This is a genomic window from Streptomyces sp. NPDC057654 (genome assembly GCF_042800135.1).
In the GTDB taxonomy this organism is placed as follows: domain Bacteria; phylum Actinomycetota; class Actinomycetes; order Streptomycetales; family Streptomycetaceae; genus Streptomyces.
In genome coordinates, this window is record NZ_JBHVHQ010000281.1 from 1 (window position 1) to 9,409 (window position 9,409).

Sequence of the window (9,409 nt, forward strand, 5' to 3'; positions counted from 1 at the left end):
GGTAGACGACGCTGGGCTGCTTGGTGTCGGAGTCGACGAAGAGGTAGAAGTCGTGCCCGACCAACTCCATCTCGTAGAGCGCCTGGTTGAGCGTCATCGGGGCCGCCGCGTGGGTCTTCTCGCGGACCACGAGGGGCCCTTCGCCCTGAATCTCGATCGAGCCCATCCGCGTGACGGGCACCTCGCCGCCGGACGGCTCCCGGTCGGCGGCGAGCTCGCCGTTGTCATCGAGCTGCGCGACATCGGGGACGGACACCGCGACGTCGCTCGCGGGGGTGCGTCCGCTGCCGCGGCGCTCGTGACGCTTCTCGTTCTGCTTGCGCAGCCGCGCCTCCAGCTTGCTGGTGGCCAGGTCGAGCGCGGCGTACGGATCCGGAGCAGCAGCCTCCGCCCGGATCACCGGTCCGCGCGAGCGCACCGTGATCTCGACTCGGTCGGAGCGGTCGGCCTGCCTGGGGTTGGGCTCTTTGGACACCTCGACGTCGAGGCTGATCACCTTGCCGTCGAACTTCTGGATCTTGTCCAGCTTCAGCTTCTCGGCCACGTGCTTGCGGAACCGCTCGGGCACCTCGGTCTTGCGGCCCTTGACGACGATGTCCACGCAGAACTCCGTTCCCGGATCGCTCCGCCGAAGGTGCGGAGCGCATCCCTCTTGCATTAGACCCCAGAGGAAACTGGAGCCCCCGACTCGGCGGCTTTCACCTCCTCCTCCCCCGTCGGCAAGATCTCCACCCCGCCGAATTCAAGCTTCTTCGAAAGCGCGCGAAGCGCGCCAATCGGAGATACGAGTCATAGCGCCTGCCATTCCTCACAACCGAACATATCTCGCCCGGACGGATGTCGGCACCCCCTACTTCCTCATACCTCCGTTCAGGTGATTTCTCACCGTTATCACCAGCAACGATGTAACTTCTCTGTCAGTTCCGGTTTATGTCGAACTTACGCCGAACGCCCGTGCGGGAGCGGCCACCACCGCGGCGCCCGCGACCCGGCCGCCTGCCGCCGCCACCGCCCGTACCGCCTCCACCAGCGACGCCCCCGTGGTCATCAGGTCGTCCACCAGCAGCACTGGCCCGGCCGTCAGCAGCCGTTCACCACCCGCCGCGACCTCCAGGGCACCGGCCAGGTTATCCAGCCGCTGACGGGCGCCCAGGCCCGTCTGGTCCGCCACCGGACGCCGCTGCCGGAGCACCGCGCAAACCGCCGCGGACCGCCCCGCGCGCCGGAGCTCGCCGGCCGCCGCCTGTGCGATGCGCCGACTGGGATCGTGCCCGCGCGCGGCGACCGCACACCGGGCGGACGGCACCGGAACGAGCACCAGCCGAGGATTTTCACGAGTCCCCCCAGCCACGCCCACACCCACTCCACCGACTTCACGCACATCCCTCCCCCGACTGCTCCGTACGCCCTGCGCGCCCCGCAGAGCCCTCATATCCCGCGTGCCCCGCATGTCCCGCTCGCAGACATCCGCCGCCGCCCGCACCCCCGACGCCAGCGCCGCGCCCAGCGGCCCCGCCAGTCCCAGCACCCCCCGTTCCTTGTGCGCGAGCAGCACCGACCGCGCCTCGTCCGCGTACGCCACCGCCGCGTACACAGCGGGCAGCCCCGGCGGCACCGGCTCCGGCCACACCCGCCGGGCCGCGCGCCCGCACAGCGCCTCCCAGCAGGCGTCGCACAGCACGGCCCGCGGAGCGCCGCACCCCGCGCAGTCCACCGGCAGCACCAGGCCGACCAGCTCCTGCCACCACCCCCGCATGGATCAACTGTCCCGCTGTCCGCCCGCCTCTGCCACCCCTGTGGATAACTTCCGCGGCGACCGCTCCGCACCCCCGGAACCAGCCTCAGGCGCAGCTCCCCCGCACCCGCCGCCCCTGCCCCATCCAGCCCCCCTACCGGCCGGAACGAAGCCGAACGGAACACCCCCTACCCCGGGCGGCCCGAAGCCACCGCCCCGGATAGACCGGATAAAAGAAGCCATCACCCCGGATAGACCGGAGCCGTCCCGCTCTTCGGCGTCACCGTCTTCCAGTTGGTGTCCGGCAGCAGCCGCACGATGCTGTCCTGCTGCTCCGCCACCAGCGCCTTGCTGGGAGCCTCCGAGGCCGCGACCGCCTTGACCCCGGTGATCCCCGGCAGCGCCGCGCCGTTCGAGACGGACCCGTCCGTCTCGACGTACTGCAACTGCTGCAACCCGCCCGGCTCGTTCCCGGCCGCCAGCAGCCGGCTGCCGCCCGCCCAGGAGACCGCGTCCACCTGCTCCAACTGCGGCGCGACGGACCGCAGTCCCTGCACCGACAGGCTCGGATGCGGCACGCTCCCCGCCCGCTCGACGCGCCCCAGCATCAGCTTCGTATGGCCGCCCTTGGCCACCAGCAGCGCGATCCGCACCCCGTCCGCGGCGACCCGCAGCCCGGTGATCCGCCCGCCGTCGAGCCCGTCCACCTGGACCTCCTCCGGCGTGCCCGTACCGCCCGGCAGCCGCAGCAGCCGCGGCTTCTGCGGGCTCCGGTCGACCACCCAGAGGTCGCCGAGCCCGTCCCAACTGGGCGGCGCCAGGCCGCCGTTCGCACCCGAAATCGCCTTCAGCCGGACATCGCCCAGCGCGGAACCGTGCTCCAGCGCCGCCACGTACAGGCTGCGGCCGCCCTCGGTGACGCCCGCCGCCCGCCGCTCCGAGCGGTCCACGGCCACGGACCCCAACTGCGCCTGCCCGTCACCGAAGGCGCCCGGCACCCGCCGCGCCTCGTCCTCGCTGTCGGCCAGGCTCACCATCTTGTGCTTCGCGTCGATGTAGTACTGCCGGTCGGCCCGCCCCTCGGTCCGCCCCGGCGAGTACTCCTGCGCCTGCTCCCGCGTGAGCCCGCACAGCTTGGAGCCGTCCTGGCGCTCCAGCCGCACGTCCCCCACCGTGGCCGACGCCTGGTCCTGGACCGTGAACAGCAGCTGCGCCGCCATCCGGTGGCACTGCACCAGATTCGCGCTGTCCGCCTTGCTGTTGAGGCGCACCTTCAGGTTGTTCGAGTCGTCCAGGGACAGCCGGTCGTCCTCCACCCGCGTGCCGGACCGGAAGGCCGTCGTGGTCACCGGAGCGAGCCAGTTCGTCGGGCCGTCCAGCAGCGCCCGCGCGGTCGAGGTGACCGGGTCTATCCGCTTGCGCAGGTAGACGGGGTCCGGCACAAGCACCTCGGACCGCCCCGACCTGCGCTGGTCCGGCCCCAGCTTCGCGAAGTAGTACTTGTTGACGGAACGGTAGATGCGCTGGAAGTCCGGCATCCCGAGCACCAGCCCGGCCGGAAGCGCGTCGATCCGCCACTCCCCGCCCTGCCGCACGACATGGATCTTGCTGTCGTACGGGCGCTCGTCCGGCTTGTACGCGTGCTTGGCGTCCAGCCTCGCGACCTGCTTGCCGATCAGCGAGACGGTGAAGCCGTCCTCCTCCCGGTCGCCGCTGCGGTCCACCCGCACCTGCGGCGGCTCGGCCAGGATCGTGGTGCCCTCCGAGGGATTCCAGCTCCCCCGCCTATTCGCCGCCAAGTACTTGCGGGCCGTGTCGTACACCGGGTCATCACTCGTCGTCGCCTCCAGGAAACCCAGCACGATCTCCTTGGGCTGCTCACCGGCGCGCGGCGCCACGCCGTACACCCGCACCTGCGAGTCGGCGTCGGCCCGCGGCGAACCGCCCACGGCGTCCACATCGCCGCTCTCCGGCATCGACGCGCAGCCGGCCAGCAGCAGCCCGCTGACGACCATCGCCGCCGCACCCAGCCGACGCCGCCCGCGCGGGCGGAGATAGCGATCAGCGCTCACCGGTCCCGTCCTCCCGCTCGCTCTCCCGTACGTCCCGGCCCGCACCGGCCCCCTCGGCAGCCCCGTCCGCCTCGCCGGCCGCGACAGCACCACCCCCGGCGTCACTTCCGGCACCGCTCCCGCAGGCGTCCTTACGCGCCACGACCCGCGCCCCACTGCTCCCCGGCAGCGCCGTGGGATCCGCGGCGCCGACCCGTACGGCCTGGGCGCCGGCCCTCGTATCGGTCGGCTGTACGGGCACGGACCCGGCCGACGGCAGCGCCCCGTTCACCGTGGCAACGGCACCACCGCGCACACCCCCCTGGGCACCAGCGCCCAGCGCACCGGCCACAGCCCGCACGCCCCCGCTCTCGCCCGCCCCCCGATTGCGCCGCGAGTCCGCGGGCTCCAGCGGTATGGGCGAGCCGCGCAGCGCGTCCCCCGCCGTGCGCGGCAGCGTCAGCCGGAACTGCGAGCCGCCCCCGGGCTCGCCCCACGCCTGGAGCCAGCCGCCGTGCAGCCGCGCGTCCTCCACCGCGATCGACAGCCCCAGCCCGGTCCCCCCGGTCGTACGGGCACGTGCCGGATCGGCCCGCCAGAAGCGGTTGAAGACCCGCGTCGCCTCGCCGGGCTTGAGGCCGACCCCGTAGTCGCGCACGGCGACCCCGACCGCGCCGCCCGCGACCGCGAACCGCACGACCACGTCCCGGCCCTCGCCGTGCTCCACCGCGTTGACCACCAGATTGCGCAGCACCCGCTCCACCCGGCGGGCGTCCGCCTCCGCGATCACCGGCTGCTCCGCGCCCCGTACGAGAATCCGGCTGCCCTTCCGCTCCGCGAGCGGCTCGGCCCCGCCGATCACCCGGTGCACGACGTCCCGCAGATCGATCGGCTCGGCCTCCAACGCCGCCGCCCCCGCGTCGAACCTGCTGATCTCCAGCAGATCCGCCAGCAGCGACTCGAACCGGTCGAGCTGCTCGTGCAGCAGCTCCGCCGACCGGGCCGTCACCGGGTCGAACTCGTCGCGCGCGTCATGGATGACCTCGGCGGCCATCCGTACGGTCGTCAGCGGCGTACGCAGCTCGTGCGACACGTCGGAGACGAACCGCCGCTGCATCCGCGACAGCTCCTCCAGCTGCTGGATCTTGCCCTGGAGGTTCTGCGCCATCTTGTTGAAGGACTCACCCAGACGAGCGATGTCGTCCTCGCCGGTGACCTTCATACGCTCCTGGAGGATGCCCGCGGCCAGCCGCTCGGAGATCCCGGCCGCCATCCGTACGGGCGTCACGACCTGCCGCACGACGAGCCACGCGATGGCCCCGAGCAGCACCACCACGAACACCCCGGCCGTGGCCAGCGTGGTCGTGACCAGGTTCAGCGACTTCGCCTCCTGGGAGAAGGGGAAGAGGTAATAGAGCTGGTAGGGCTTGCCGTTGACGTCGTAGAGCCGCTTGCCGACGACCAGTCCGGGCACTCCCTCGTCGGAGGGGCCGCGCTTGATGCTGGCGGGCTTCTCGTACGCCCCGGTGCCGCGCTCCACCTTCTCCCGCAGGTCCTGCGGCACACTGCGCTCGGGATCGACGTCCCCGGAGGAGCGCGCGCCGCGGTTGCTGGCGGAGGACGTGTCGTCCGTATTGGAGCTGAGCGCCACCACGGAGTAGACGCCCTGGCCGCTGCTGGCCAGCTGCTCGACCAGCCCGGTCAGCCAGTTGCCGGAGTCCACGCTCCGGCGGCCGCTCTGCGTGCCGCTCTGTCCGGAGTCCTGTCCTCCGCGCGCGTCGACGCCGGAGTCGGCCATGTCGCGGGCGGCCGTGAAGCCGCCCCTGGCCTGCCCCTGCGCCGTACGCTGCTTCGCCTCCAGCAGCCCGTTGCGGACCTGGCCTATGACGACGACGCCGAGCAGCAGCACGACGCCGAGCGACATCAGCAGCGTGCTGGCCACCACGCGGAGCTGGATATTGCGCCGCCACAGCCGCAGCGCGGGCAGCAGCGGCCGCCGCACCCAGCGCGCGTACAGCCGCAGCATCGGGTGGACGGGCCCGCTGGCGGCCCCGTCGGGGAGGAACTTCCCACCCCGCAGAATTCTCCCGAAAAGGGATATTCCACCCGGCTTGTCGACGGGCCGCCCCGTGCCTCGCTCCGGGGCGACACCGTTGCCCGTCATCTCAGCTCGGCCCGGCCTTGTAGCCGACACCGCGCACGGTCACCACGATCTCCGGCCGCTCCGGGTCCTTCTCGACCTTCGAGCGCAACCGCTGCACATGCACATTCACCAGCCGCGTATCGGCGGCGTGCCGATAGCCCCACACCTGCTCCAGCAGCACCTCGCGGGTGAAGACCTGCCACGGCTTACGGGCCAGCGCCACCAGCAGATCGAACTCCAGCGGCGTCAGCGCGATCGACTGCCCCGCCCGCTTCACCGAGTGCCCGGCCACATCGATGACCAGGTCACCGATCGACAGCTGCTCCGGCGCCGGCTCCTCCGACCGCCGCAGCCGCGCCCTGATCCGCGCCACCAGCTCCTTCGGCTTGAACGGCTTGACGATGTAGTCGTCCGCGCCGGACTCCAGCCCGACCACCACATCGACCGTGTCGCTCTTCGCCGTCAGCATCACCACCGGCACCCCGGACTCCGCCCGGATCAGCCTGCACACCTCGATGCCGTCCCGGCCGGGCAGCATCAGATCCAGCAGCACCAAGTCCGGCTTGACCTCCCGGAAAGCGGCAAGTGCCTTGTCTCCGTCCGCGACGAACGACGGCTCGAAACCCTCACCACGCAGCACAATGCCGAGCATCTCGGCCAGTGCGGTGTCGTCATCGACGACAAGGACGCGTCCCTTCATATCGACATCATCCCATTTTCGCATCTGGTCCATGAAGTCGGGTGATTCAGCTCACTCATCCGCCACTTCGTCCCCCTGAATTCCGCCACCGGCCCCGTTGGCCGGCCCGCGTTGACGCCACAAAAGCATGCCAGTCCCACGGGCCCGCCCCGGACCACACCCCCTCCTGCGACCTCCTGCGGCCTCCTGCGGCCTCCTACGACAACATCTCGGCGCGCTACGAGCGGACGGCCCCGTTCGGCCCCGGCAGCGGCCCCGGACGGGCGCACAGCTCCGCCAGGCCCTCCCGCGTCACCGGCGAGACCACGCCGTTCTCCGTGACGATCGCCGTCACCAGATCCGGCGGCGTGACATCGAAGGCGGGGTTGTACGCCTGGGTCCCCAGCGGCGCCACCGGCACCCCGCCGCCCGCCTCCATTCCGGCGGCCGGCGCGTTCGGCGCCGCGACCTCCGTCACCTCGTGTCCCGGCCGCTGCTCGACCTCTATCGCGGCCCCGTCGGAAGTGCCCAGATCCACCGTCGTCGTGGGCGCCACCACGATGAACGGCACATGGTGGTACCGGGCCAGCACCGCGAGCGGATAGCTGCCCACCTTGTTCGCCACCGAACCGTCCGCCGCGATCCGGTCCGCGCCGATCAGCACCGCGTCCACCTCCCCGGACGCGAAGAGCGAACCCGCCGCGTTGTCCGTCAGAAGTGTGTACGCGATCCCGGCGCGCGCCGCCTCGTACGCCGTCAGACGCGCCCCCTGCAACAGCGGCCGCGTCTCGTCCACCCACAGCCGCCGCAGCTCACCGGCCCGGTGGGCGGCCCCCACCACTGCCAGCGCCGTCCCCTCCCCGCCGGAGACGAGCGCGCCCGTGTTGCAGTGGGTCAGCACCTGGTAGCCGCCGCCCGGCAGCAGCTCCGTCAGCAGCGCCAGCCCGTGCCGGGCCATCGCCGCGCTGGCCTGCGCGTCCTCGCGGTGGAGCGTACGGGCCTCCGCCAGCGCCACCGCGGCCGCCCGCTCCGCCGAGGCCCCCGCCTCGACCGCCGCACGGTACGCGTCCGCCGCGCGCCGCACCCCGTACGCGAGGTTCACGGCCGTCGGCCGGGCGTGCGCCAGCAGCTCGGCGGCCTCGTCCACGTCGAAACCCCGTACGGCCGCGAGCGCGACCCCGTACGCACCCGCTATGCCCAGCAGCGGGGCGCCCCGCACGGCGAGCGAACCGATCGCCTCCACCAGCGCGGGCACATCGGTGCACACCAGCTCGACTTCCTCGGCCGGCAGCCGCGTCTGGTCGAGGAGCACCAGCACGGGCCCTTCCGGCGGCTCCTCCCAACGCAGAGCCGGAACGGCGAGGGCAGCAGTGTCCTTCGGGAATACCGCGTACTGATCAGCCATCCGCCCAGTCTGCCCGTGGGACACCCACTATTGAAGGTCTGGACCCCGATACGAGCCCGTCGCGCGCCGGGGCCACCGTGACACGATGGCTGGCAATCGCCCGCCGCCGCACCGGCGAACGGGCCCCGAGAAGGAGCACCGATGAACGACTCTCCGGGCCGGCCCTCGCCCGGATCCTCCTCCGACGAGCCGGACAACCCCGCTCCGGAGCAGCCCGCCACCCCCGCCGACCAGGCACCGGAAGCGAAGTGGGCGCAACAGCAGCCACCCGCCGGTTCCTGGACCGGCTCCAGCAGCGGCCCCCAGCCGCCTCCGGGCCGCCCCGGCTGGGGCAGTCAACCGAACAACGCCTCCAGGTCCCCGGGCAGACAGATCGCCTGGGGCAGCGGCTGGACACCGCCGCCCGCGGCCCCCAAACCCGGCGTCGTCCCCCTGCGGCCCCTCGGCGTCGGCGAGATCATCGAGGGCGCCTTCGCCACCATGCGTACGCAGTGGCGCACCGTCTTCGGCGTCTCCATCGGCCTGGCCGTCGTCACCCAGGCCGCCGCCACCGTCATCAACGGCATATGGTTCCGCGACAATCCGGGCCTGGACAGCCTCAACGACGACCCGGACATGACCGCCGGCGAGGCCCTGCGCCTCACCGGCCGCCTCCTCTCGGGCATGGGCATCACCTCGCTCGTCGGCATCCTCGGCTCGATCATCGCCACCGCCATGCTGACCGTGGTGGTCAGCCGCGCGGTCCTGGGCCGCACCGCGACCCTCCGCGAGGCCTGGACCGGCGCACGCCCCCAACTGCTCCGCATGCTCGGCCTGGTCATCCTCGTCCCGCTGCTCATCGCGGCCGCCATGGTGGTCGCGATCCTGCCGGGCCTCCTGGTCACCTTCGCGGGCGCGGAAGCGGGGGGAGCCGCCCTGGCCCTCCTCGGCGGCATCGCCGGTTTCGTGGCCGCCGCCTGGCTGTGGATCCGCTACAGCCTCGCCGCCCCCGCCCTGATGCTGGAGAAGCAAGGCGTGATCGCGTCCATGCGCCGCTCCGCCAAGCTCGTACGGGGAGCATGGTGGCGGGTCTTCGGCGTGCAGCTCCTGGCCATCCTCATCGTCTTCGTCGTCACGGCCATCGTGCAGATCCCCACGGGCCTCGTGCAGCTGCTGTTCGACGGCGACAACGCCAACGCGCTACAGGGCGGCGCCTCTTCGCTCAGCTGGACGTACCTCATCATCTCCGGCATCGGCGCGGTCATCAGCTCCATCATCACGTTCCCGGTCACCGCCGGCGTCACCGCGCTCCTCTACATGGACCAGCGCATCCGCCGCGAGTCCCTGGACGTAGAACTGATCCGAGCAGCCAGGAACTGATCACGCCCGTAAAAAGCCCGCCCCTCCGTGCAAACAC

General features: G+C 72.0%; 7 protein-coding genes. 1 reads left to right on the forward strand and 6 read right to left on the reverse strand.

What is annotated here, in order from left to right; translation table 11 throughout:
* From hpf to mtnA, 6 genes are all read right to left on the reverse strand, one after another.
* On the reverse strand, window positions 1–601 hold a 601-nt coding region (gene hpf, locus ACFU99_RS21185), incomplete at its 3' end, for a ribosome hibernation-promoting factor, HPF/YfiA family (RefSeq protein WP_384394240.1).
* Between the two features lie 327 nt (window positions 602–928).
* A complete protein-coding gene (locus ACFU99_RS21190) occupies window positions 929–1,756 on the reverse strand; it encodes a ComF family protein (protein WP_384394242.1) in 828 nt (275 codons plus the stop codon).
* Between the two features lie 221 nt (window positions 1,757–1,977).
* Window positions 1,978–3,807, reverse strand: coding sequence for an LpqB family beta-propeller domain-containing protein (locus ACFU99_RS21195; protein WP_384394244.1), 1,830 nt, complete (start codon window positions 3,805–3,807; stop codon window positions 1,978–1,980).
* Window positions 3,797–5,950, reverse strand: coding sequence for an MtrAB system histidine kinase MtrB (mtrB, locus tag ACFU99_RS21200; protein WP_384394246.1), 2,154 nt, complete (start codon window positions 5,948–5,950; stop codon window positions 3,797–3,799). Before mtrB ends, ACFU99_RS21195 begins: the two co-directional genes overlap by 11 nt.
* A gap of 1 nt (window position 5,951) precedes the next feature.
* Window positions 5,952–6,629: a two-component system response regulator MtrA gene (gene mtrA / locus ACFU99_RS21205; RefSeq protein WP_363226985.1), complete on the reverse strand. Its 678-nt coding sequence runs from the start codon at window positions 6,627–6,629 to the stop codon at window positions 5,952–5,954.
* Window positions 6,630–6,846: 217 nt separating this feature from the next.
* On the reverse strand, window positions 6,847–8,013 hold the full coding sequence (mtnA, locus tag ACFU99_RS21210; protein ID WP_384394248.1) for an S-methyl-5-thioribose-1-phosphate isomerase: 1,167 nt from the start codon (window positions 8,011–8,013) through the stop codon (window positions 6,847–6,849).
* A 141-nt stretch (window positions 8,014–8,154) separates the two neighbouring features.
* Here mtnA and ACFU99_RS21215 point away from each other — a divergent pair, with 141 nt between their 5' ends.
* On the forward strand, window positions 8,155–9,372 hold the full coding sequence (locus tag ACFU99_RS21215; RefSeq protein WP_384394250.1) for a glycerophosphoryl diester phosphodiesterase membrane domain-containing protein: 1,218 nt from the start codon (window positions 8,155–8,157) through the stop codon (window positions 9,370–9,372).
* The last annotated feature ends 37 nt before the right edge of the window (window positions 9,373–9,409 follow it).